General features: G+C 45.3%; 20 protein-coding genes. 3 read left to right on the top strand and 17 right to left on the bottom strand.

Annotation, left to right across the window (positions count from 1 at the left end):
• The first annotated feature begins 109 nt into the window (after positions 1 to 109).
• Positions 110 to 1,297 carry an MFS transporter gene (locus ABVF09_RS07580; RefSeq protein WP_035426380.1) on the top strand — a complete coding sequence of 396 codons (1,188 nt, stop codon included), beginning with the start codon at positions 110 to 112 and terminating at the stop codon, positions 1,295 to 1,297.
• Between the two features lie 269 nt (positions 1,298 to 1,566).
• On the opposite strand, the gene ABVF09_RS07575 is transcribed toward ABVF09_RS07580, so the two are convergent.
• The 4 genes from ABVF09_RS07575 to ABVF09_RS07560 form a co-directional block, all read right to left on the bottom strand.
• On the bottom strand, positions 1,567 to 2,874 hold the full coding sequence (locus tag ABVF09_RS07575) for a lysine N(6)-hydroxylase/L-ornithine N(5)-oxygenase family protein (protein ID WP_371068912.1): 1,308 nt from the start codon (positions 2,872 to 2,874) through the stop codon (positions 1,567 to 1,569).
• A 62-nt stretch (positions 2,875 to 2,936) separates the two neighbouring features.
• The gene (locus tag ABVF09_RS07570; RefSeq protein ID WP_026568742.1) at positions 2,937 to 4,250 is read right to left on the bottom strand and encodes a purine/pyrimidine permease; all 1,314 of its coding nucleotides are present in this window, start codon (positions 4,248 to 4,250) and stop codon (positions 2,937 to 2,939) included.
• A 100-nt stretch (positions 4,251 to 4,350) separates the two neighbouring features.
• Positions 4,351 to 5,268, bottom strand: coding sequence for a DUF1002 domain-containing protein (locus tag ABVF09_RS07565; protein ID WP_026771964.1), 918 nt, complete (start codon positions 5,266 to 5,268; stop codon positions 4,351 to 4,353).
• Between the two features lie 637 nt (positions 5,269 to 5,905).
• Entirely contained in the window at positions 5,906 to 6,286 is a 381-nt protein-coding gene (locus ABVF09_RS07560) for a RidA family protein (RefSeq protein WP_026568744.1), read from the bottom strand.
• Positions 6,287 to 6,417: 131 nt separating this feature from the next.
• Here ABVF09_RS07560 and ABVF09_RS07555 point away from each other — a divergent pair, with 131 nt between their 5' ends.
• Together ABVF09_RS07555 and ABVF09_RS07550 are read left to right on the top strand one after the other, a co-directional pair.
• On the top strand, positions 6,418 to 7,461 hold the full coding sequence (locus tag ABVF09_RS07555; protein ID WP_026568745.1) for an oxidoreductase: 1,044 nt from the start codon (positions 6,418 to 6,420) through the stop codon (positions 7,459 to 7,461).
• Positions 7,462 to 7,817: 356 nt separating this feature from the next.
• A complete protein-coding gene (locus ABVF09_RS07550) occupies positions 7,818 to 8,219 on the top strand; it encodes a secondary thiamine-phosphate synthase enzyme YjbQ (protein ID WP_153463785.1) in 402 nt (133 codons plus the stop codon).
• 39 nt (positions 8,220 to 8,258) lie between these two features.
• Here ABVF09_RS07550 and ABVF09_RS07545 read toward each other — a convergent pair whose 3' ends face one another.
• The 13 genes from ABVF09_RS07545 to purU form a co-directional block, all read right to left on the bottom strand.
• The gene (locus tag ABVF09_RS07545) at positions 8,259 to 8,996 is read right to left on the bottom strand and encodes an NAD-dependent protein deacylase (protein ID WP_153463788.1); all 738 of its coding nucleotides are present in this window, start codon (positions 8,994 to 8,996) and stop codon (positions 8,259 to 8,261) included.
• Between the two features lie 81 nt (positions 8,997 to 9,077).
• Entirely contained in the window at positions 9,078 to 10,241 is a 1,164-nt protein-coding gene (gene mmsB / locus ABVF09_RS07540; RefSeq protein WP_026771967.1) for a multiple monosaccharide ABC transporter permease, read from the bottom strand.
• Between the two features lie 2 nt (positions 10,242 to 10,243).
• Positions 10,244 to 11,773, bottom strand: coding sequence for a multiple monosaccharide ABC transporter ATP-binding protein (mmsA, locus tag ABVF09_RS07535; RefSeq protein ID WP_035426381.1), 1,530 nt, complete (start codon positions 11,771 to 11,773; stop codon positions 10,244 to 10,246).
• A gap of 69 nt (positions 11,774 to 11,842) precedes the next feature.
• Complete coding sequence (chvE, locus tag ABVF09_RS07530; RefSeq protein ID WP_026568749.1) at positions 11,843 to 12,925, bottom strand: multiple monosaccharide ABC transporter substrate-binding protein; 1,083 nt, start codon at positions 12,923 to 12,925, stop codon at positions 11,843 to 11,845.
• A gap of 294 nt (positions 12,926 to 13,219) precedes the next feature.
• Positions 13,220 to 14,338: a GntR family transcriptional regulator gene (locus tag ABVF09_RS07525; protein ID WP_371068911.1), complete on the bottom strand. Its 1,119-nt coding sequence runs from the start codon at positions 14,336 to 14,338 to the stop codon at positions 13,220 to 13,222.
• Between the two features lie 178 nt (positions 14,339 to 14,516).
• On the bottom strand, positions 14,517 to 15,989 hold the full coding sequence (gene araA, locus ABVF09_RS07520) for an L-arabinose isomerase (RefSeq protein ID WP_371068910.1): 1,473 nt from the start codon (positions 15,987 to 15,989) through the stop codon (positions 14,517 to 14,519).
• A gap of 37 nt (positions 15,990 to 16,026) precedes the next feature.
• The gene (locus ABVF09_RS07515; protein ID WP_371068909.1) at positions 16,027 to 17,715 is read right to left on the bottom strand and encodes a ribulokinase; all 1,689 of its coding nucleotides are present in this window, start codon (positions 17,713 to 17,715) and stop codon (positions 16,027 to 16,029) included.
• Positions 17,716 to 17,734: 19 nt separating this feature from the next.
• A complete protein-coding gene (gene araD, locus ABVF09_RS07510) occupies positions 17,735 to 18,424 on the bottom strand; it encodes an L-ribulose-5-phosphate 4-epimerase (RefSeq protein ID WP_026568753.1) in 690 nt (229 codons plus the stop codon).
• Between the two features lie 270 nt (positions 18,425 to 18,694).
• Positions 18,695 to 19,033 carry a YckD family protein gene (locus tag ABVF09_RS07505; protein WP_153463798.1) on the bottom strand — a complete coding sequence of 113 codons (339 nt, stop codon included), beginning with the start codon at positions 19,031 to 19,033 and terminating at the stop codon, positions 18,695 to 18,697.
• Positions 19,034 to 19,314: 281 nt separating this feature from the next.
• On the bottom strand, positions 19,315 to 20,313 hold the full coding sequence (locus ABVF09_RS07500; RefSeq protein WP_026568755.1) for an NADPH:quinone oxidoreductase family protein: 999 nt from the start codon (positions 20,311 to 20,313) through the stop codon (positions 19,315 to 19,317).
• A 145-nt stretch (positions 20,314 to 20,458) separates the two neighbouring features.
• A complete protein-coding gene (locus ABVF09_RS07495; RefSeq protein WP_371068908.1) occupies positions 20,459 to 21,220 on the bottom strand; it encodes a hypothetical protein in 762 nt (253 codons plus the stop codon).
• A gap of 49 nt (positions 21,221 to 21,269) precedes the next feature.
• The gene (locus ABVF09_RS07490; RefSeq protein ID WP_371068907.1) at positions 21,270 to 21,917 is read right to left on the bottom strand and encodes a hypothetical protein; all 648 of its coding nucleotides are present in this window, start codon (positions 21,915 to 21,917) and stop codon (positions 21,270 to 21,272) included.
• Positions 21,918 to 22,228: 311 nt separating this feature from the next.
• Positions 22,229 to 23,128 (bottom strand): formyltetrahydrofolate deformylase, encoded by a 900-nt coding sequence (gene purU / locus ABVF09_RS07485; protein ID WP_371068906.1) that lies wholly within the window; start codon positions 23,126 to 23,128, stop codon positions 22,229 to 22,231.
• Between the last annotated feature and the right edge of the window lie 194 nt (positions 23,129 to 23,322).

Raw genomic sequence — 23,322 nt, 5'->3', positions numbered from 1 at the left:
TTTTATTTGAAAGAGTATCGGCTAAAATATTTAGTGTTACGAAATATTTTGAAAGAAGTGACCCATTATCACGACACAGGAGAAAATTGCAAAAAGAAACTTGTTCATCATGTGGTTTGCCAACTTTTTCATCGGCGGCAGTATGACCATGATCCTGCCGTTTATTTCGTTATACATTGAAACGCTTGGCAATTTTTCAGATACATTTGTGCAAAACTGGTCGGGATGGACGTTTGGAATAACCTTCGTTGCCGCCTTTACCTTTTCTCCCATTTGGGGAAAAATCGGAGACCGATACGGTAGAAAACCTATCCTGGTCGTTTCTGCTGCAGGTCTTTGTGTATCTGTTTTCGCAATGGGCTTTGTCACGACGGTTTGGCAGCTATTTCTGCTGCGGCTGTTCATGGGGGTTTTCACTGGATTTATCTCGATGTCGCAAGCGCTCATTTCCACCCAGACTCCGAAACATATCGCCGGTAAAGTACTGGGCACGTTACAGACCGGCAGCATCACCGGCAGCTTGATGGGACCATTGATCGGCGGTGCGGTCGCCGATGCGCTCGGATTCGCCACAACGTTCAAAAGCATATCGATCGCTTTGCTCCTGTCGGCCTTGCTCGTATTATTCGGCGTCAAGGAACAGCGAATCGAGGAGGAAGCCGGCAGACAAGCATCTTATACAAGTAAGGAAGTCATTCTGCATATCATACGACATCCTGTCTTGTTGATCGTGATGCTTGTCTCGATGTTCGTTCAAATCGCCCACTTCAGCATTCAGCCGATTTTATCTTTGTATGTGGCAGAATTGCACGGTACTGCGAATATTGCCCTCTTTTCCGGCATCGCGTTTTCGGCGGCGGGACTTGGCAATTTGTTGATGGCAAGGAATTGGGGGAAAATCGGCGACCGGATCGGCTATATTAAAATTTTGGTGTTTCTATTATTCATGGCCGGCATTGTCTATTTTCCGGGAGCCTTTGTCACGAATATATGGCAGTTGGTTGTATTGCGGTTCTTTCTTGGAGTGGCGATTGGCGGCATCATTCCCGTCCGCATCGCTTATATCCGGCAGGAGGCCCCGATTTCCATGCAGGGAGAAGTGCTTGGCTACAATACCAGTATCCGCTTTTTCGGCAATATGATCGGACCCGCGCTGGGAGGAATGTTGTCCGGCTTTTTCGGTTTCGCCTCCGTGTTTTTTGTCACAAGCAGCTTGCTCGTTTTAAGCGGAATCGTTTTGCTAGGTACCATGTATCGCCATCCCGCCCTGTCGGGGCATCAGTCTCATTCCCATTGACAAGGAATGATAGAAATATATCAAGAAGGTTGGCTGGGACAAACACAAGTTTGTCAAAGCAAAAACCGAGCGAATTCGAACACTTAGCAGTTCGAATATCGTTCGGTTTTTTGATTTTCTATTACCTGAAAATTAACTTGGCAAATAAGATACCTTTTTAACTTTCCAATGATCGCAAACACGCCAATCCGGCAAGTTACTTCGCTTGCCGTAGCGATGACAAGCACTCCATAAGTTAAGGTTTTGTTTCAATTTCAACTCTTTATTGATCATTCATCCATGGTGAATTGTTGAAAAATCGTATCGCGCTGATTGGAGTAAACCTGCCTGCCGGCGATCCGATTGATGATGTGCACATTGCGCTGAACGGACAAGCCCAGGTTGGTCGCACCCGCTCCATGGGAATGCTCCAAATTGGTCAAGGTGAAAAACTGGTTCGGCCGGTTCCGCTTGAAGGCAAGTCGATAATCTCTCGTCACCTTGAACCGTTTGTCATCCTCCCACTCGATCTTATCCGCTAACCGATCATGGAACCAATCAGGAATAGCTGGCTTATATCCTGTGGCAAGCACCACTTTGTCCGTGTTAAAAGAGAATGTCTTGTCCTGCTGCCATTGATGGCATGTCAATTGATAGCCATCCTGATTTTTCGTGATATCCTTTATCTCCGTCAAAGGCTGGATGGTGACCGGAATTTCCCTTCCGCCATGAGATTTTTGATAAAGTGTGTTGTAAATCTCCGTCAAGGTGTCCGGATCGATTCCCTTCCGCAGCTTGTCCAGCATACCAAGGGTTTCGGCCCGCTCCTCAAAATCCAATGCATGGAAATAATCGACATAATCAGGGGAAAAGAACTCCTGTCCCAGCTTGGCCTGCTCCAGTTGAAACAAACCGGGAGAGCGGGTGAACAAAGCCAGATGGCAGCCTATTCTATCCTGTTCCTTTAATAAATCGAGAAAGACTTCCGCTGCACTCTGTCCCGATCCAACAACCGTAATACATTCCGCACCGAGCAGATTGTCTTTTTCCGCCAAATAGCGGCTGGTATGGACAATATCGCCAGCCGGCATTCCTTCAAGCGGCTTTGGTACGGATGGTTTACTTCCGGTGCCCATTACGACATGGCGCGCATGGTGACTGGTGCGCGTTCCATTGCCAATATCCTCCACGATCAGTTCGTAATAAGGAACCTCTGCTTCCTGGTGATCCAGGATGTCGACGACCCGTGACTGAAAATGAAGATTATCGAGCTTTTGTATCGCCCATCTTAAATAGTCATTGTACTCATTCCGCGGAACCTCGAACTTTTTAAAGAAATAAAATTGGTACAGCCGATTGCGTTCATGAAGGAAGTTCAAATAACTGAATCGGTTTGTCGGGTCGGCGAATGTCACCAAATCGGCTAAAAACGGGACTTGCAAATCCATTTCTTCGATCAACATACCTGGATGCCAGGCAAATTCTGGCGATTCATCAAAAAAAGCGGCTTCAAACTCCGGCACATTATCGAGCAACGCCGCAAGTCCGAGGTTATAAGGACCAAGACCTATACCGATTACATCCTTTATATTCTTCATTGGTTTGCAAACACATCCTTGCAAAATTTAATTAATATTAGCGTCCCCCATGGTCGGTTATTTTACGCTGCATGACTCTTCTCTGTTTCTCTCCAGGACTGCTCCAACACAATGACCAAAATGGTTCCGACCAGCAGTCCATTGCTCGCCAGGTTTTGAATCAGTACCGGGAGCTCAGCGAATACCTCCATCGGTAAAAACATACAGCCAATCCCGAATAGATAGGAGACACCGATGATGGTCAACCGTCTGGAATCAAGCGGCTCGCTGGCGACATTGCTGAGGCCGAGTCCCATCAGCTGTACGAATGTCGCCAGGATGGCTGCATTGGCTATCGGTGCAGGGATACCAGAAATCCAGGCCACGATAGGCGGGAAGAACGCAATGATGATCAATAAGCCGGAAGCGAGCAAAAACGGCCGTTTCCGCGTTTGTCCGGTCATTTTGATAAATCCAGCCGACGTCGCAAGCGGCACGTTTGCAATTGCCGAAAACATCCCCACCAATCCATGATTGACTCCGAGGACGGTGCTGCCTCTATTGATTTGACTGCTGGAATAAGATGCTTTTCCATATACCGACTGGCTCGTCGCCACCACGGAAGCCACCACGTTCGATAGCAAGATGACAGCTGTGATGAAAGCGATTGGCAAGACTCCCCAATCCATGTTCGGGGCTCCCCAGGCAAACCATTCCGGTACGGAAAATCCAGCCACATCCGGTGTCCGGGAAGAGTCATTCCCCACGAATATGCTGTAGGAAATCCAACCGATTACAATCCCGATCAGTACGGCGTAATTGCCAAGCCAGCCTTTGCCGAATATCGAAAGGCCCAACACGATAAAGAAAGTGAGAAATGCCAGCACTGCTTCTGTTCCGTGAATCGCTTCTACTTCTTGTTGAATCCCAAGCATTCCCTCCAGAAACGTACCGCTCAATTGGATTGTCAGGAGGAACAAAAACGAACCTGTTACAAGCGGTGTAAACAACGGCAGCAGCTTTTCGGCAAGGCGGAAGACACCAAAAAGGACCAGAAAGCCACCGGTGAACAGCATTGCTGTCTCTACTGATTGCAATGTCTCTCCCGTACTCATCCCTTGCTGGGCCCCGGTGACCGCCATCACGGAAAAAATACTGATCCACAGCCCCGCAGGACCTTCCATGATGGGCAATCGATGGCCGAGCAGGCCCTGCAATAGCGAGGCAGCTCCAACAATAAAAAAAGTGCGCTGCATTAAGCCGGCGACTTCGGTAAAGTTCATTTCATAAAGAGAGCCGATGACAATCGGCAAGGCAACCGAGCTTGCCAACAAGAAGATGAACCATTGCAATGTCTCAAGCCCGGTTTTGGAAATCGATGTATTGGAAGAATCCATGCAAATCTACGCTCCTGTAGCCAAAAATGGTTTTTATCTTATCTATCATAATAGGAAAAAGCCGCTATCGTCTATTATAGCGGCTTTGCCATATCACTTTTTAATTGAACAACCCTTTGATTCCTTCGATCAACCGGTTAAAGAAATCGGCCACTCCCTGCCAGAAACCTTCATCGCCGGCAACCTCATCAAGCTTTGAACGGATATCACTGGCGATGTCATCAAGCTGGCTGCGCACATTGTCAAAATCGATGTTGATATTGCGCATTTTCTCGAAGAGATTCGTGAGCATTTGCCTGTCCTCTTCACTCAACTCGATATTCATTTTATCCAGCTGCTCCTGGACGATTTGCTCTACCTCTTCCTTGGTTGCAGGGTTTTGCTCCGCGATTTGCTGCTTGATTTGGGTGAGCAAATCACTTACTTTTTCCTGGTCCATTCCTTCCTTGTCAGCAAGGTCGGTCGCAACATCCAATTCTTCATTGGCTACTTCCATGCGATCTTTATCGAGCGATTCGCCTTCCACGTTGAACGCTTTGTAAATACCAGTGAGCGCCGAATGGCCTGTAACTTTCACCGGGGAAGCGACATCTACTACCGCATTTTCCACTCCGGCAGTCAGCAAGGCATTTGCATACATCTCATTGGTGACCTGGGTGATATTTTCAGAATTGACGACATTGATCACTAATCCGCTTCCTTCTTCCGTACGGGTGATTTTCGCTGAGGAATACATCCGGGAATTCGGATCACCATCGATGTAATTGACCAGATCCTCAGCCGTCACAGTGTATTCGTCCACCGATTCAGGATCCTCCACATCGAGGAGATTTCGCACTTTATCTTTTTGGGCTTCTGTCAATGTTTCTCCATACACAACCCGGGGAACGCCCAATTTTTCATTGATGACATCCCCGCTTTCTTTATCATTGCCGTCACTGGCGAATACGGTGGTGGCTGTACTGACAAATCCTATGACTAACATCAAAATGAACGATATTTTTAACCATTTTTTCATTGTGTTAACGTCTCCTTTTTTCAAAGCGAGTGATAATGGTTGTCCCATTATTATTATTATGCTGGTTTTCTCATAATATGGGAAGTTATTTTTGAGAAGTTATTGGAACAAACACACCCCAACTTTATCAGTCTCTCTGCAGAAAGGAATCGGCCTAAAGGCGTATTTTTCTCGGAGTCTGCTCCCTAAAGCAAGGGGGAGTATAAATGCCAGCCAGTCTTGATGGAAGGTCAAAGAATATAAAGGATCCTGGGACAGAAGCATCGTGACCAAAATGAAAACCGAACGATTCGTTCGGTTTTTTGATGAGCAAAAAGCTAATCGTTTTTCCTTATGTCACCTTGTCTTTATCATGCGGAAATCAGATGGAGCGGAGGCAAGATACGGAGAATCCTACCGGAACAGCACGAGCTGAAAATCCCGCAGGAAAGGAGGCCACTGAAAAAGTCCTTTCTAAACCAAAAGAGCTGTTAAAGGTTGTTGTTGATGCTCACGCGGGCTCTGCCCGAGGAGGCTTGCCACTCCCCCGCGGAAAGCGGAGGGTATTCGGGCTACGGGCTAATGACAAACTCTATAAGGCGGCATTTTGCTCGGTTTTTACTTTAGTGGCCATGGTTTTGTCCTGGTCCCCTCCATTTTATTCCCTTACCGCCAATACATCCATCTCGATGCGGACATCTTTCGGAAGCCTGCTTACCTCCACGGTGGCTCTCGCTGGATATGGTTTGCTTAAATAGCCGGCATATTCTTCATTCACTGTTGCAAAATCATCCATCGAAGCAAGATAAATCGTAAACTTGGCGACGTTGGCAAACGTCAGGTCTGCCTCTTCCAGCACTGCCTGGAGATTTTTCATCACCTGGTTGGTTTGCTGCTCGATCCCTTCAACCACTTCACCTGTAGCTGGATCGATCGGAATCTGGCCGGATACAAACACAAACCCTCCCGCTTCGATAGCCTGAGAATAAGGACCAATTGCCTGTGGAGCGGCTTTTGTTTGGATTTCTTTTCTGTTCATCAGCTTTCTCCTCCCATGTTTCTGATTCTTTTTCTATTTCCAGTCTATCATATACGAGTCCTCTCAATAAGCTTTATAGAACCTGCATGTTACAATAGGGAAAACAAATGGAGCAGCGAGGAGGATATGTTATGGATAAAATCAATGTCGGCCTTGTCGGTTATGGATTTTCAGGAGCAGTGTTTCACGCTCCGCTGCTAAAGGTATCTGAACAGTTCGCTATCACCAAAGTAATGACTTCCCGTCTTGAGGAAGTGGCAAAAGACCTGGGAGAAGTAGAAGTTGTCGATGATTTAGAGGACATTCTCCATGATAGGACGATAGATTTGGTTGTCATCACCACCCCCAATCAATTTCATTTCGACATGGCCAAGCGAAGTTTGACAGCAGGTAAACATGTGGTACTGGAAAAACCGATGGTGCTCACCAGCAAAGAAGCAGAAGCACTTATCGAGTTGGCAAACCAGAAAGACCTTGTGCTCAGTGTTTACCAAAACAGGCGCTGGGACAGCGACTTTTTGACCCTCCAAGAATTAGTCCAGAACGAGAATCTGGGATCCATCAACACGTACGTCGCTCATTTCGACCGATTCAATCCGCAACCGAACCAACAATGGCGGGAACACCGGCAAAAAGGTTCCGGTATGCTCTATGATTTAGGCTCGCATCTGATCGATCAAGCCTTGTATTTATTTGGCGAACCGCAGGAAGTGTTTTGTGACCTTTGGAACCAGCGGGAAGCTTCGCTGGTAGATGACTATTTTCATATCATCCTGGGTTACCAGCGCATGCGCGTGATTCTGCATTGCGGATCGATCGTCAAGCAGCAGGGACCGAAATTCATGGTCCACGGCAGCAAAGGGAGCTTTATCAAGTATGGGATCGATGGACAGGAAGCTGCCCTGAGTGAAGGACAATTACCAGATCAAGGAGATTGGGGTGCCGATGAACCGGAATTCTACGGAAAGCTGTATGTAAACGAAGTTGGACAAGAGATGGAAAAAACGATTAAATCCGTTCCAGGCAATTATCCTGCTTATTATCAGGGGATTTATGATTGCATCCGGCATGGCGCTGAAAATCCGGTTCCGGCAGAAGATGGATTGCGAACCATCAAGATCATCGAAACCGCAGTAAAAAGCAGCAAAGAGAAGGCAGTAATACGGCTTTACTAAAACACTTCTCATTGAGACGTGTCACAGTTTAAATCTCCAAGTTTTCAGGAACTGGCTGGATGGAAGATGGAATAAGTTGAAAATGCTTATATCTCTACTCCGATTGCCAGAATCGTTAAGGAATAAGCTTTATCCGATATCCGTCTGATACAGAAAGCACACGATTAGAGCGGGAGGAAAGATATTGGCGAGACCCCGCAGAGGATAGTTCGGGGAAAATCATCAACAGTCCGCGGAAAGCGTAGTGTGTTTCTGCAGCGAAACGCCAAATATGCTCTGTCCGGGTTATCCCGACAGGATGCTATTGCTTAATGTATCTTTTTCTAATATACCAAAAAGAGAAAAGGAGATTCGTCATGAAGAAGACTTTTCAAGTGAAAACAAGCAACCACTCACAGATGATCGATATCACCGATGAATTGGAAGCCTGGATTAGACAGGAAAATGTCGATGAGGGGATACTCATTGTTTCCTCTTTGCATACCACTGCAGGAGTCACCGTGAACGAAAATGCTGATCCTGATGTGAAAACAGACTTTTTAATGCGTCTCGACGAGGTATTTCCTTGGGAACACCCGAAAGACAGGCATGCAGAAGGCAACACGGCCTCTCACTTGAAAACGAGCACGGTCGGCCATGCCCAAACCCTGATTATATCCAACGGCAAACTTGAGTTGGGCACATGGCAGGGTGTTTACTTCTGTGAATTCGACGGCCCGCGCAGCCGGAAATACTTGGGTAAAATCATTGAGGGATAAACGGGAAAGGAGCTGCATATGATTTGGCAGCTCCTTTTCTTACCCCCTTTTTTTCAACTCTTCGATTGTCTTACTTAAATCGGCATGGATGACAAACTCAAACTGATCATCCATCGCTGTCGGTTCCCGATTGATCAATCCGGATGGTTTCCGTCCATCCCATGCGTATATCGGCAACAGGTTGAATGGAGATACGAGCAGGGAAGTGCCCATTACCAGTAACAGATCTGCCTGTCGTACAGCTGCTTCCGCTTCCTCATGCTTGGTGATCGGATCACCAAATAAAACGATATCCGGTTTCAATATATCGCCACATCCAGCCTGTGTGCAGCCTGGAACTTGTTCGGTCATTATATGCTCCAATGGGTACTGCGTTCCGCAAGCAGGACAAGTTGCTGTATTTAGATTGCCGTGGTATTCAATCACATGGTGATTCCCTGCAGTGGAATGCAAGCCGTCAACATTTTGGGTGACTACTGAAACTTGCTTGCCCTTCTGTTCCATTTCCCGCAAATACAGATGAACATGGTTTGGGGCGTAATTCTTCAGGAGCTTCAGTCGGAAGATTTCCTTGTACTTGTTCCAGAAATCTTCGGGATTATGTTGAAAGTACTCACGCGACATATAGTATTCCCGTGATTGGTCTTCCCGCCATATTCCGTTGGCAGACCGGAAATCAGGAATTCCGCTTGCCGTGGACACACCTGCACCAGTCAAGACTGCAATCGCATTGGCGTTATCTATTTCGGCTGCCAGTTTTTTCACTTGTGGATCCAAGAGAATGACCCCTTTTCTTCGATGTTATGGCATTATCTTATAACTAATACCGGTTTTATGTAAATAAAAGGGCCTCTTTGTTTATTTGGATTTATTTTTGCTGATCATATCCAACGCTACTGCAGCTAAAAGCACCAATCCTTTTATCGCCTGCTGCCAGTCAATTCCGATTCCCAAAATCGACATGCCATTATTCAAAACACCCATAATCAGCGCTCCGATGACTGCCCCTATAACGGTCCCTACACCTCCTGCGAGGGATGCACCGCCAATGACCGCAGCAGCAATGGCATCGAGTTCAAATAAATTGCCGGCCTGAGGAGTTGCTGCGTTCAATCGACCCGCAAAAATCAATCCGGCCAACGCGGAAAGAACCCCCATGTTGACAAATACCCAAAAGGTCACTTTTTTCGTCTTGATACCCGATAACTGGGCAGCGTGCGTATTGCCGCCTACAGCATAGATATGACGACCTGTCGTTGTATTGTTCATATAATAGCTATAGCCGATAATCAGCAATAGAAGAATTAACAATACATTGGGCATCCCGGCATACAAAGCGAGAACATAAGAAAAAATTAGAATTATTATAGAAATAGCTATCAATTTACCAAGAAACAAAGGGAAACTGATAATGTTGTAGTTATACTTAATATAGTCTCTCCTCAACTTCACTTCGTTGAACAGATAGACAACCACTGCCAATCCACCCAATAGCAAAGTCAAAATGTGTAAATTCCCTCCACCGAACAGATCCGGGAGAAAGTCTGAGCTTATTGTACTGAACCCTTCTGGAAAAGGGGACAACGTCCTTCCGCCCAATACAATCAAAGTTAATCCTCTGAAAATCAACATTCCTGCCAATGTCACAATAAAAGCCGGCACATTGACGAATGCGACCCAGAAACCTTGCCAGGCCCCGATGAGAGCTCCCACCAAAAGCGAAAGAATGACTGCAACAGCTACAGACATATCGAGATTGATCATAAAATAAGCAGAAATCGCACCGATAAATGCAGCTACCGAACCAACAGATAAATCAATTTCTCCGGTGATGATGATTAACGTCATCCCGATGGCCAGTACGATGATATAACTGTTCTGCATGACGATATTAGTTATGTTCAAAGGAGTAAGCAATATACCGTCTGTAAGTATTTGGAATAAAATCGCAATGCCAATTAATGCAATCACCATTCCGAATCTTCTTATATTCTGTGAAAATACCTCTTTTACCTCTCCCATTGTCAAGACCTCCTGCTACGAGTCATATAAGTCATTAATTTTTCCTGGTCTGCGTCTTTTCTATTGACCTCCCCGCTGATTGCCCCTTCTGCCAACGTATAAATCCTGTCACACATACCCAATAATTCAGGAAGTTCAGAGGAGATCATTAAAATACCTTTTCCTTCTGAAGCTAGATCGTTGATTTTTTTGTATATCTCATTTTTGGCCCCTACATCTATCCCTCTAGTAGGCTCATCTAGGATCAGCACATCTGGATCGGTAAAAATCCACTTCCCAAGCACAACCTTTTGTTGGTTGCCACCGCTTAGATTCACTGTCTTCTGTTCAATGGTAGGCGTTTTAATATTCATCGACGCTTTTAAACTCTCAGCTTGCTCGACCTCTTCATGTTTATGAAGAATCCAGTGGTTGGAAATCTTGTTTAAATTGGCCAGCGTCAGGTTTTCTCTTACACTATCATTCAGTATCAAACCATACTTTTTGCGGTCTTCCGATACATAAGCCATGCCCTGCTCAATCGCCTGGTTCACATTGTCTATTTTAATCTCCTGACCATTTTTAAAAATTCGGCCGCTTATATTCCGTCCGTAAGACTTCCCAAATATGCTCATCGCCAACTCCGTTCTGCCTGCCCCCATTAAACCAGCTATTCCGACAATCTCCCCTTTTTTAATAGAAAAACTGGCATTATGGATAATTTGGTGCTGAGGGTTTTCCGGACTGTAGACATTCCATTCCTGAATCTCCAGTACGGTATCCCCAATCGGGGAGATGCGTTCAGGATAAAGATCATCCATATCGCGTCCTACCATCCCTTTGATGATACGTTGTTCCGTCACTCCGTCCTTTTCCATTGAAAGGGTTTCGATTGTCTTCCCGTCCCGAAGAATGGTGATGCTGTCTACAACAGCCATCAATTCATTCAGTTTATGGGAAATCAGTATCGAAGTAATACCTTGATTTTTGAATTCAACCAAAAGGTTCAGGAGATTCTCACTGTCTTCCTCATTCAAGGCTGCTGTTGGCTCATCGAGAATAAGCAGTTTTACTTCTTTTGAGAGTGCCTTGGCTATTTCCACAAGCTGTTGTTTTCCTACACCTATATGTTTGATCAACGTTTGGGGGTTGATAGCTAAACCTACTTTGTCAAGCAACGCTCTGGTCTTCTCAATTGTTTCCGGCCAATTGATGACACCTTTGGTCGATTGCTCGTTCCCTAAGAACACATTTTCAGCTATCGACAGCTCCGGAATTAAAGCCAGCTCCTGGTGTATGATTACGATTCCCAATTCCTCACTCTCGTTGATGTTCTTGAACTCGCATTTCTGGCCTTGAAAAAAAATATCGCCAGAATAACTATTGGAAGGATGAACACCGCTGAGTACCTTCATCAGCGTAGACTTTCCTGCACCATTCTCTCCTACCAATGCATGGATTTCCCCTTGCTCCACTTCCAGGTTTACATTATCGAGCGCTTTTACGCCCGGGAATGTTTTTGTAATATTTTTCATCGATAATATTGTCGCCATCTGATTGATCACTCCTGCAAAAAGGATATAGATGACTCGGTTAACAACCGAATCATCTATGTATCAGATCTACTTTAAATCTTCCTCTGAGTAGTATCCTGTTTCGATAAGTTCTTCTTCGTAGTTCGAAGCATCTACAGAAACCGGTTCAACAAGATAAGAAGGGACGACTTTCTTTCCGTTATCATAGGTTTCCGTATCATTCACCTCGGGCTCTTCCCCTTTTAATACGGCGTCGGCCATTGCAACCGCTTGTTCGGCCAAAGTACGTGTATCTTTAAAAATTGTTTGCGTCTGTTCTCCTGCAATGATCGACTTTATTGAGGCACTTTCAGCATCTTGTCCAGTTATCACCGGAAGCGGCTTGTCGTCGGAACCATATCCGACTGCTTTCAAAGAAGAGATAACCCCAATACTTATTCCATCATAAGGAGAATAAACAGCATCCAGTTTTTTATTTGAATAATGAGCGCTGAGGATGTTGTCCATACGTTCCTGTGCCTCTGAACCACTCCACCTTAAAGTTGCCGCTTGATTAAAATCGGTTTGACCACTTGGAACTTCCAGCTTCCCTTCATCCATGTAGGGTTGAAGCACCGACATCGCCCCATCCCAGAAGAAATAAGCGTTGTTATCGTCCGGAGACCCTGCGAATAACTCTATATTGAATGGTCCCTTTTCACCGTCAGCAAGGCCTAATTTATCCTCTAGATACTCTCCTTGCAGCACACCCACTTGAAAGTTGTCAAAGGTCGCATAGTAGCTTACATGTTCGCTATTCATGATTAATCGATCATACGCGATAACCGGAATATCAGAACGTTGAGCCTGATCCAGGACATCCGTCAGGGCCTCTCCATCAATAGAAGCGATAACTAACAGGTCTACTCCTTTCGTAATCATATTTTCAATTTGGGACACCTGATTTTCCACTACATCTTCTGCATATTGCAAATCCGTTTCATACCCTAACTCTTCAAACTGCTCCACCATATTATCGCCATCGCGCACCCATCTCTCCGATGACTTTGTCGGCATGGCAATTCCTACGGTTTTATCGCCTTCCCCCTGTCCGCCTGCCTGACCACTGTTTCCGCAAGCACTCAAGATAAGCGTAAACACAATGACTACTAGTGCACAGCATTTTTTCATGCTTCTCCCCCTCGCCTTTCTCAACGAATTTTTTAGATAGCGCTTTCAACAACGAGTCCACTTGTTTATCAAGCGTCACCTAAGTTGTACGTACGATTATTATAAAATAAGCGCTTTCATTATGCAATGACTTTTTGCAAGTTTCTAAAAACTTGTACGTTTTTTATAGTAAACCGGCTATTTAAAGGGGGTTTTACGTAAGAAATGCCAATAAAAAAGAGGATCTGGTTGTACGTACTTTTAACCAAATCCTCTTATATATATCATTTCTTTCGACAAACACCCTGCGTTCCGTTATCCCTTCACTATCTGGAGATTTTTCGTAGAGTTTCTTTCAATCAATTCGGGTTCATATACGACAGAGGAGATAGAATCTTGGTTCCTGTTATCTCTTTCATTCTTGGCATCTATCAATTCAACAACCACTTGTGCCGCCTTTTCCCCCATTTTGCTCTTCGGGTGGGCGATAGTAGTCAGTTTCACTTCAGATAATTGAGCGAGGATAGAATCATCATATCCCACTATCGAGATATCATCGGGTATTGATAACATCCTTCCTCTCAAAACATCTAAAATATTCAACGCAAGTTCATCATTATAGCAGACCAGTGCAGTTGGTATTTCGGAGGAGGACAGAAGCGATTCTAACTCTCTTGAGGGCTTCAGGAATTTCTCTTCTGTACTGTATGTGACGATATTTTGCGGATCAATCTGCAAACGGTTGGCCCGATGGGCTTTGATAAACCCCTTCATCCGTTTTACTCCTTGCAAATCATCCGTTTTAAAAAAACCGACGATATTTTTATGCCCTTGTTTTATAAGATGCTCCGTCTGGTTAAACCCCCCTTTTTCATCATCCATCACAATATAAAGGGGTTCCAGTTCCTCGTAAAAGGCATTGATCATTAAATAGGGGATATTCAGCCTTTCTAAATTTAAGTACAAGTTGATGTTCGGGTTGCTGAATGCGCTTTGCGTAGGCTCGACAATCACACCATCATACTGCTGCGTCAACAGCCTCTCCAATATTTCCTTTTCGTTTTGATGATTATTATTCGTACTGAACAACGTCACATTGTAACCCTTATCGCTTAGGTATGATTCTGCACCGCGAATAATAGAAGGAAAAATATAATCAGAAATATACGTCGTGATAATGGCAATGCTTTTTTGACCGTTCCTGCCTTTTTCCTCTAAATGGGAACGATCGGCACAAAATGTGCCAGAACCTTGTTCCCGATATAGCCACCCTTGATTCACCAGGTCACCAATAGCTAAACGGACTGTATGCCGGCTGACATTAAATTGTTTCATTAGTTCACTTTCAGAGCTTATTTTTTGATTAGGCCGAAAGGTGCCATCGAGTATTTTTGATTTTATCGCTTGTTTTACCATACTATGCTTCGTTTGCATGTAAACACCTCAGTTTATTATCCATTCCGTAAGTTATTCGTATAAGTTACCCTTGTCAGTATAACACCTCCTTCTATGAAAGGCTATGGTTCCAAAACATTATCCGTTCTTGCCTGTATCTCCCTTAGACATAAAAAGGACAGAGATTTTGTTTATCATCTCTGCCCCACACTCATTGTTATTTCCAGACAGCTTCATTCCATTTCAGCTCGTTTTTTAATTGACGCACGTTGGTATCCTTGTCGATAACAATACATTCCATCCGTGTCATTTCCGCAAAATCCAAGAGCTGATCAGTCGTTACATTAAAGGATAAAACCGTATGATGGGCGCCCCCTGCATAAATCCAAGCTTCTGTAGCCACGCTCAATGATGGTTGAGGTTTCCAGAGGACCTTGGCTACTGGCAGATTCGGTGTTGCGAACGGCGGTCGCTCCGCAGTCACTTCATTGACTACTAATCGGTACCTGCCGCCCATCTCGATGAGAGACGCATTAACAGCATGACCACCGCGTCCGTCAAATACCAGTCTGGCCGGATCTGCTTTTCCTCCCATGGTCAGAGGATTGACAACGATCTCTGGTTTCGTGTCAGAAACCGTAGGACAAATCTCCAGCATATGGGATCCCAAAATCATCTCGTTCCCCGGCTCCAAGTGGTACGTATAATCCTCCATAAAAGAGGTGCTTTGATTGTTGGCAATGATTTTCATCATTCGCAGCAATGCAGCGGTACGCCAATCCCCTTCACCAGCAAAACCATACCCCTCGGCCATCAGACGTTGTGCGGCCAATCCCGGCAATTGCTTCATGCCGTGTAAATCCTCGAAATTCGTCGTAAATGCCGAATAACCTCCCCGTTCCAAGAATTGTTTAAGGCCTATTTCTATTCTTGCCTGTTCCTTTATGGAGTCTCTGTTTTCATCCTCATCACGGATGTTGTAGAGACGTTGGAATTCTTCATACAAGGCATCGACCCGATCCTCTTCCACCCGGTTGATTTCCTCCACCAAATCGCCAATCCCGTAATAGTCAACGGACCAGCCAAACTTTATTTGGGCTTCGATTTTGTCCCCGTCGGTAACTGCCACATTACGCATGTTGTCGCCGAAACGGGCCACCTTGATATTCCTACCTTCCACAACGGCCACCGCTGTCTGCACCCAGCTCGAGATTTTATTCAAGACTTCCAGACTACGCCAATGACCGACCACCACTTTGCGGGCAATGTCCATCCTCGTCCCGATAAACCCATACTCCCGATCTCCGTGGGCTGACTGGTTCAAATTCATGAAATCCATGTCTATATCCCGCCATGGTATGTCCCGGTTGTACTGGGTATGCAGATGGAGCAGCGGCTTTTGAATACTGCCGAGTCCTGCAATCCACATCTTCGCCGGTGAAAATGTATGCATCCAGGTTATGATTCCCGCACAATTTTCATCCGCATTTGCCTGCTGACTTAGATGATAAATTTCTTCTGCTGTCGTAAGCACAGATTTAAATATTATTTGAAAAGGGAATGCTCCTTTTTCATTCAGCCCTTTCACTAGTTGGACCGAATGCTCTTCCACTTCTTTCAATGCATCGTCTCCATAAAGGTGCTGACTTCCCGTGATAAACCAAAACTCGTAAGGTTTCATCTTCAACATCAATGTTCCTCCTCTGCCCAGTTAAACGATCATTATTTCAGGTAGTTTTCACTGCTTCTTTTCTCACATCTGCTTTTACATGCTTCAACCGTTTCATCACATCGTTTTCGCCACGCCCGAAGTAGTCATGCAGTCTGTTGTATTCTTGATAGAGCCGTTCATAAACGGTTACATGCTCCGGTATTGGCCGGACAATCTCTTCTTTTACTCGACCCATTTTTTCTGCAGCTTCTACGATGGAATCGAAACCACCCTGCCTTTTTCCAGCAGCAACAGCGCTAAACATAGCTGCTCCAAGGGCCGGAGTCTGCCTGGAATCGGCAATCCGGATTGGCCGGTTGGTGACATCGGCATAAATCTGCATTAATAATTTATTTTTTTGCGGAAGTCCACCGCATGCATACAATTCGTTAACTGGCACGCCATTAAAATGGAATGCATCGACTATTTTTCTTGTACCGAAGGCAGTAGATTCGAGAAGCGCGCGATAAATTTCTTCCGGTTTTGTTTGGAGTGTAGCTCCGATCAGCAGACCACTCAATTCAGTATCTACAAGCACCGAGCGGTTGCCGTTCCACCAATCAAGGGCCAATAGTCCAGATTCTCCCGGTTTATATGCGTTCGCCCGGGTTTCCAGCCATTCATGGACGCTGACGCCCTTTGCTTCAGCTGCCTGGAATATTTCTTCTGGACAAGCCTTATCAACAAACCAGGCAAATATATCACCCACTGCCGACTGTCCTGCTTCATAGCCATAATAGCCCGGAATTATCCCATCTTCTACGACGCCACACATACCTTCCACTTCTCGCTCTTCTGTTCCGAGCAGCATATGGCAAATCGATGTTCCCATGGCCATCACCATTTTCCCCGGCGAAACCACCCCCATCGCCGGAACGGCAGCATGGGCATCAACATTTCCGACAGCTACTGCAGTACCAGGTTTCAACCCTGTTATACGCGCCATTTCTTCAGTCAATCCCCCGGCTCTTGTCCCCAACGATACCACTTCGCCCCGAAGCTTTGTGTCTGTCAGGTTTTCGAGCTTAGGATCCAATGCTTTGAAAAAGTCTTTGTCCGGATAACTTTCCCGCTTATGCCATATTGCTTTGTACCCCGCAGTACAGCTATTACGCAAAAGCTGATTGGTCATCCTGGAAACGACCCAGTCCGTTGCCTCTACGAATTGATCGGTTTGTTCATAGATGTCAGGAGCTTCATTGAGGATTTGCCATATTTTCGCTATCATCCATTCAGAAGAAATTTTCCCTCCATAACGAGGCAAAAACGATTCTCCACGGGTTGCGGCCGTTTCATTCAACTTGGTCGCTTCCGGTTGTGCTGCGTGGTGTTTCCACAGTTTCACCCAGCTATGTGGATTATGTGTCAAGGAAGGATCGAAACATAGCGGATTGCCTGTATTATCGATTGGGAGCATGGTACAAGCAGTAAAGTCGATTCCGATACCGATGATGTCCCCCGGATTGACGCCGGATATTTTCAATACGACAGGTATGGAATGACGAAGCACTTCCAAATAATCATCCGGATGCTGCAAAGCCCACTCCAAATCTAATTTTTCCCCCGTAGGGAGCTGATCGGTCATCACACCGTGTGGATAAGCCGTTACATGATCCGCGATTTCTCTTCCATCGTTCAAGGAAACAAGTACAGCCCTGCCTGATTCTGAACCAAAGTCTACTCCGATTGCATATTTTTCTGTCATTGCCTATCTCCCTCCTTACTTATTTCTGTCCATAGTAAGCACCAGTTCCATGTTTTCTCAGGTAATGCTTATCCAATAATGCGTGATCCATGTGGTCCACCTCTGGATTCAACTGAAAGGTATGCAAGGCCATTTTCGCCACTTCTTCGAGCACAACGGCATTATGGACAGCTTCCCGGGCATCCTTTCCCCAGTTGAATGGCGCATGGCTATGTACCAGTACACTTGGCACCCGTTGGTAGTCAAGATTTTCAAAGGCTTCTACGATGACTTTTCCTGTTTCCAACTCATAATCTTGTTGAATTTCCATTTCAGTCATCCGACGCGTGCATGGAATGCTTCCATAAAAATAATCGCCATGGGTAGTACCGAGTGCTGGTATCGCTTTCCCTGCCTGAGCCCAACTCGTAGCCCAGGGAGAGTGAGTATGGACAATGCCTCCGATATCTTTAAATTGCCGATATAGAACAAGATGTGTAGGCGTATCCGAGGATGGCTTTAAAGTACCTTCCACGACATTGCCCTGCAAATCGACGACCACCATGTCTTCTGCAGTAAGATTCTCATATGCCACTCCGCTTGGTTTAATGACAACGAGTTGGCTCTCTCTTTCGTAACCGCTTACATTTCCCCAAGTAAAGGTCACCAATCCATGTTTGGGTAAAGCAAGATTTGCCTCCAACACTTCCTGTTTTAGCTGTTCGAGCATGCTGCTACCCCTTTCGTTAATGAGTTATCATTATTTGTACGTATAAGTTAATGATAACTACATAATAATTCAAATTGTACGTACAATCAATACTTTCAAAGGAATATAAAGAAAAAATGTTGGAAAGGAGAAAGAGGAAGACTGGGAGAGCAAAAGCTTCGTAGTGTAGACAGATGTCAGAAAGGGGGCTGAGTGGAAGAGCTCCTGACAGAAACTACATCCATTCTACTATTACAAAAAAAGCCCAACCAAACCTGGTTGAGCCTTTCACTAGTGGGGAATTTTATCATCATGCTTCCCTTTATGATGTTTATGTTCGATAACAAAACCGTTCTCTTCAAGCATTCGGTAGTGTTCATCAAGATGCTCGATGATTTTGTCGGCTTTTTCCTTCTCGATTACACCGAACTCCACATATTTGCTGATAATCCCTTTGCGCTTATCAAACATATCCTGATACATGATTGCCAGCTCTTTTTGTTGGTTTTCCGTTAGTTCTGGCATGGTTTCTGTTGGCTTCTGGTCCTCCGCCTGAATGCCGCCTGCACCTGTAAACAAAACGGCTGCCAGTAGCGCAATGGCCCAACAACTTCGATAAAAACGCCGCATCGCTATCCCTCCAATCTATGACTCGTTATCGTCATTTTTTGCATCTTTTGCAAAACTATACAAAAAAGAAGTGGGGACATGGCATTCAGCCGTTTCAAAAACGATCAAGGATTGCACAGATATGGGAGATTAGCGATGAGAAAGGGAATTTAGCACAAAAGGGCAAGTTTGTATGTACGTATTTTTTATAAAAGAAAACGAACGGGTTCGAATGCTGTGGAATTCGAATCACCGCTCGGTTTCTGTTTTATCCGTATGCTTCAACCCCTGGGCCTTTCCGGTTATTGTTGAAGATTGACGACCATGCGCCCTTGAGCTTTTCCTTCCAAGATGGTATTCAAGGCTTCCGGTAAATCTTCCAGACGGATTTCTTTTTCAATGTATTCCGTCAATCCAGCAGGCTTCAAATCATCTGCCAGTCGTTCCCAAACTTTTTTACGAATATCCATCGGACAATTAACAGAGTCAACCCCCAACAGTTGGATACTGCGGCTGATGAACGGAAATACTGCTGTAGGAACGGAAGTGCCACCCGTCAAGCCACTGACAGCTGCCGCTCCTCCGTATTTCAGCTTCGCAAGCAACGCAGCGAGCTGTTCACCACCGACAGGATCGACTGCCCCGGCCCACTCCTGTTTGTCCAGCGGACGGATTTTCCCATCATAGACTGCTTCACGGGAAACAATCTCGTCAGCACCAATATTGCGTAAATACCCATGGGCACTCTCTTTTCCTGTGCTGGCTACTACATGGTAGCCCCGTTTGGCCAGCATCGCAATCGCAGTACTGCCCACGCCGCCCGTTGCACCTGTAACCAGGACCTTTCCTTTATCCGGATTCAATCCTGCTGCTTCCAATTGCTGAATGGACAGGGCGGCGGTGAAGCCTGCTGTTCCGAAAATCATTGACTCTTTCAAAGACAATCCATCCGGAAGCGGCACAATCCACTCTGAGGGAATTCTGGCATATTCACTGTAGCCGCCATAATGACCGGTTCCGATTTGATAACTGGTCGCGATCACTTTATCTCCGGGTTTAAACTGGTCATCTTCCGACTCAACCACTTCACCAGAAAGATCAATCCCTGGAACCATCGGGTAGGTCTCCACTATTTTGTTATCGGGTGTGTTGGCCATTGCATCCTTGAAATTGACGCTGGAATAATGGACTTTGATCAACACTTCTCCCTTTGGCAGCTCTTCCGGTTGAAGGGTCCTTATACCGGCCGAAAAGCCAGATTCTGTCTGATTCACTTTGTATGCTTTAAATGATTGCTTCATATACATACTCCTTTCCCGTCTATCCTTCTCCTATGTATTTCCACCTATGCTGGCAGAATAATCTTTCTTGCTGCCCATCTTTCATTCTCCCTTGTAAATTGCTTTACAGAACGGGCTTAACAAAAAAACGCAACCGGATAAACGGCTACGTGTTGAGAATGAACTTCACATCCGGGTGCTGGTAAACTGTTTGAAAGTCGCCGTTCTCCTTTAAATTATTATACAGGTCTTCCGGCGAAAACCAAAGAAAGTCGTTTTCCAGCTTATAATCAGCTCCATAGTAATAGCTGAGCCAAATCAGTTTCGAGCAGTATATATATTCCCAAGGATCATCCAGTGAGGATGACAGGTTGAATGAAAAAACAGGTGCCTGCTGCCCTTTTTCCTTGAATTCATTTAGATATCCTTCTGCATATTCCGCTGCAGCCTTACCATCCTCCGAAGCTTTTGGCCGAAAGTGACCGTGGACAGGGTGCTTCGTCAAAAACTGTTGTATGGGAGCTTTGCGAATGGCCGGATGCAAGCCCGGCGATTCAATGACATTCTCTTGATCCACAACAAGCGCCGAATGCCCGACATATCCAGTTTTTATCTCATCGAGATTGTCACTCGCGACCAGAATATCACCAGGTTGGAAATCCCTTTCTCTGAAGTTTTGCTGACCTATGCGAAAGTTCCAGCCGGCAAAAGCTACAGGTCTTCCTGTCGGCAGTTCAAAAGAGATAATTTGTAACTGATGGAATCCTTCCCGAAGCATGGTCGTATCGATGGAAAAACGACCGCCTTGCACTTGCACCATATACAACAACTGATCGATATAAACACTGTGCCCGACATCTTCCCTGAGGAAGCTTGATTGGATCGTAATACGTTCCGGTTCCTGATTTAATTGGAAATGACTAGTCAATTACATCACCGCCCATAGCTAACCTATTCAGTGGCAGTGAAAAATGTGCTTAACTTGCCTGTTTTTGCTTCCTTTTCTGCATGGCTTTTTTGACGAACGGTGCATGATACATGTAATCAAAAGCAGTGCTTATTACCAGTCCATGCAATATAACCCCCACTATTGTCAGCAGTACCACCGTCACCTGGCCAATTGCTGTGGCCGGTGCGAAGTCCGCCTGCCCAAAAAAAGTGAGACTCATCAAACTGCCGAGCAATGCTTCCCAGTAACTCGTCAATCCTGGCTCGTAATAATACAACGGAATGATAGATACAAATACCAAAACCATGGTGACGGAAAAAGTCGTCCCTATATGTTGACGTCGTAAAAGCTTGAGGAAAGGCTTCGTATAGTATTTGGTGATTGTTTTCAATCGCAGTAAATGCAGAATCCTGGCTAAGCGCGCAAATTGGAAGACTGCATCTAAGGGAATTACAGCAATGAGGAGAAAAGGATTACTTTTGATGAATTGCCATTTGTGCTTGCTGCGCAGAAAGCGGTAAACAAAGTCGACGAAAAATATAGCCCAAGTGACCCAGACGATATAACCGTCATACTGGGTGCTTTGCCAAATCGTTGCAATCGAGCATGCAGCCAGAAAAATCATGAATATTTCATAAACAAACTGTTTTTTTGATTTAGTCTGCAAAATCGGCATCCGGGCACCTCCGTTCTCCGTTTCGATAATCCATCGTTTTCAGTATAACGGAAAACAAGGAAGGCTTAAATGGATAGAAAATTACCACTCCACCCATATTATTAAGTCCTCCATTTCCTTATAATCCGAACATGCATAGGGTGTTGTGAGCGGCACTTTCTTTTCATCGTAACCACGCCTCTTTGGCTTGGTACTTCGCTCATTTGAAAGTTATACGAAAAAATCAAAAAACCGAACGAATTCGAGTGCTTACCATTTCGAATATCGCTCGGCTTTTAGTTGTTCACCATGCATTTTGAAGCTACTTTTATTTAAAACACAATCGTTTTGTTTTGATGGACGATGATCCGGTCTTCCAGCTGCCACTTGACCGCCCGTGCAAGGACGCTCCGTTCGATCGATTGTCCGATTTTCTTCATGGCCTCACTGTTGTCGCGATGGTCTACGCGGCTGATATCCTGTTCAATGATCGGCCCTTCGTCCAGTTCATCGGTAACAAAATGAGAGGTTGCCCCGATTAATTTCACACCGCGCTGATAGGCACGCTCATATGGATTTGCACCGACAAAAGCCGGCAGGAAAGAATGATGAATATTGATGATCTTGTTCCTGTTGGCTGCCACGAAGTCTGGTGTGAGGATTTGCATATAACGTGCCAGAACGATCAAATCGATGTCATATTCCTTTAACAGTTCCAGCTGTTTCGCTTCTACCTGTTGACGAATATCCTTGTTTGCCGGAATATGATAAAACGGAATACCCAGTGATTCAACAATCTCCTTTGCATCTTCATGATTACTGATGACGAGTGGAATATCTGCCATTAAATCGCCGCTCTGCCACTCCCATAACAATTCACGGAGACAGTGCAGTTCTTTACTGACGAAAATGGCGACCCGTTTTAGTTGATACAGGTAACTGAACCGCCAATCCATTTGGAAGGATCGGGCGATTGCTTGGAACTTCTGCTCCAGTTCTTCTTTAATAGATGGAAGCTGTTCTGCTTCGAATACCACCCGCATAAAAAATTCCCCGCCGGCAGGGTCGGTCGTATATTGATTAGACTCGATGATATTTGCGCCCTGTTGGTATAAAAATTCAGAAACAGCCGAGACGATCCCCGGCTGATCCGGACAATGAATCAGTAACCTCGCTTTGTTTTTATTTTGTTCCTGGAAAGCACTCCATTTGGTTTGCAATGTATCTGTCATGAAAATCCCTCTTTTGCTAAGTATCTGCTTTTATATTGTACTCGATATGCACAATATATTTAAGGAAAGTGCAAGCATCTTGTCGTCTCCCGCAAGTTACCACGCCAGATACCAGTCCTGTTTATCCCGATTTGGTCTTCGAAACACCTTTTCTATACCAGCCACTGGATTGGTCTCTTATCCCTGAGCACCAT

Origin of the sequence: Sediminibacillus sp. JSM 1682029 (genome assembly GCF_041366435.1) — a bacterium.
GTDB lineage: Bacteria > Bacillota > Bacilli > Bacillales > Amphibacillaceae > Sediminibacillus > Sediminibacillus terrae.
The sequence above is the reverse complement of the archived record's forward strand: the minus strand, read 5'-3'. Positions and strand labels throughout refer to the sequence as shown.